This window comes from Flavobacterium sp. (assembly GCF_040382755.1).
GTDB lineage: Bacteria > Bacteroidota > Bacteroidia > Flavobacteriales > Flavobacteriaceae > Flavobacterium.
This window is the reverse complement of the sequence record NZ_JBEIET010000271.1, coordinates 1-1,313: the sequence shown is the minus strand read 5'-3', so window position 1 is coordinate 1,313 and position 1,313 is coordinate 1. Positions and strand designations below refer to the sequence as shown.

Sequence of the window (1,313 nt, the reverse complement as noted above, 5' to 3'; positions counted from 1 at the left end):
TCCGTCTCCAGCTAAATCATTAGTTTTTGAAGCGACTTCTTTTACCATTTGGGCACCCATATTTTCTAACGGATCTGCTAATTCAATTTCTTTTGCAACCGAAACACCATCTTTAGTAACCGTTGGTCCTCCAAATGATTTCGAAATAATTACATTTCTTCCTTTAGGACCTAAAGTAACTTTTACTGCATTTGCTAATGCATCCACACCACGTTTTAAACCGTCGCGTGCTTCAATATCAAATTTTATATCTTTTGCCATTTTTTTATTGCTTTAGGCAGAAGGCTTTATGCTTTACGCGAACCAACTGCTGTTAATTTTATATTATTTAGTTAAAGCCTATTGCTACAAAATTGCATAAATTTCATCTTCACGCATAATAAGGTAATCCTTACTTTCGTACTTAAATTCTGTTCCTGCATATTTACCATACAAAACAGTATCACCAATTTTTACAGTCATTGTATAATCGGTTTTACCTGTTCCAACGGCAACAACAGTTCCTTTTTGAGGTTTTTCTTTTGCTGTATCTGGAATAATAATTCCTGAAGCAGTAGTCGTTTCTGCAGCAGATGGTTCAATTACTACTCTGTCTGCAATTGGTTTAATGTTTAATGCCATAATTATATTGAATATATTTGTTAGTGAACGCTTAATTTAATTTCAGAAATTGTGCCAAACCCAATTTCTGACAAATTTACTTAAAATAAAAATGCCAGCACTGACAGGCTGGCATTATATTATATATGTAGCAAAAATTATTTTGCTGAATCTGCTGGTTTTGTAGCTGGGGTAGTTGCTTGCTTAGCCGGTGCATCTTTAACAATAGCTGGAGCAGCATTTTCGTCTACTAATTTAGAACCACCTGTACCGTTATTAAAACTTAACGTTGAAAATAAAATTAAGGCGATTAACGTTCCACCTAACACCCAAGTTGTTTTTTCTAAAAAGTCGGTTGTGTTTTTAACACCACCCATTTGACCTCCACCGCCAAAAGATGAAGATAAACCTCCACTTTTAGGATTCTGAACCATAATAGTTAAGATTAATAAAAAACAAACGATGATGATTAATGCTAAAAAAATTGTAAATGACATAACTTCTGTATTAATTATTTTGTTGTAAAATTTTTATATTTTTAATTCGGTCTGCAAAGAAACTACTTTTTTCTGGATATTTCAAAATTAATATTTCATAAGCTTGTATGGCTTTGCTATATTTTTTTTGTTCAAGATAAATTTGCGCCAACGTTTCGGTCATAATTGAAGACGGTGTTTCGTTGCTTTTAGCAATATTTATTGGCACTGCAGTGG

The 1,313-nt window shown here is 33.0% G+C and carries 4 protein-coding genes; all 4 read right to left on the bottom strand.

Translation table 11 applies throughout. The features are described 5' to 3' along the window. Positions 1 to 261, bottom strand: a 261-nt coding sequence (locus ABWO04_RS11970; protein ID WP_353079908.1) for a TCP-1/cpn60 chaperonin family protein, incomplete at its 3' end; no start/stop codon positions are given. Between the two features lie 84 nt (positions 262 to 345). Beyond that, positions 346 to 621, bottom strand: a complete 276-nt coding sequence (locus ABWO04_RS11965) for a co-chaperone GroES (protein ID WP_353079907.1) — start codon at positions 619 to 621, stop codon at positions 346 to 348. Positions 622 to 758: 137 nt separating this feature from the next. Then, positions 759 to 1,097: a preprotein translocase subunit SecG gene (gene secG / locus ABWO04_RS11960; RefSeq protein WP_353079906.1), complete on the bottom strand. Its 339-nt coding sequence runs from the start codon at positions 1,095 to 1,097 to the stop codon at positions 759 to 761. Positions 1,098 to 1,107: 10 nt separating this feature from the next. After that, a partial coding sequence (locus ABWO04_RS11955; protein WP_353079905.1) for a tetratricopeptide repeat protein occupies positions 1,108 to 1,313 on the bottom strand: 206 nt, incomplete at its 5' end.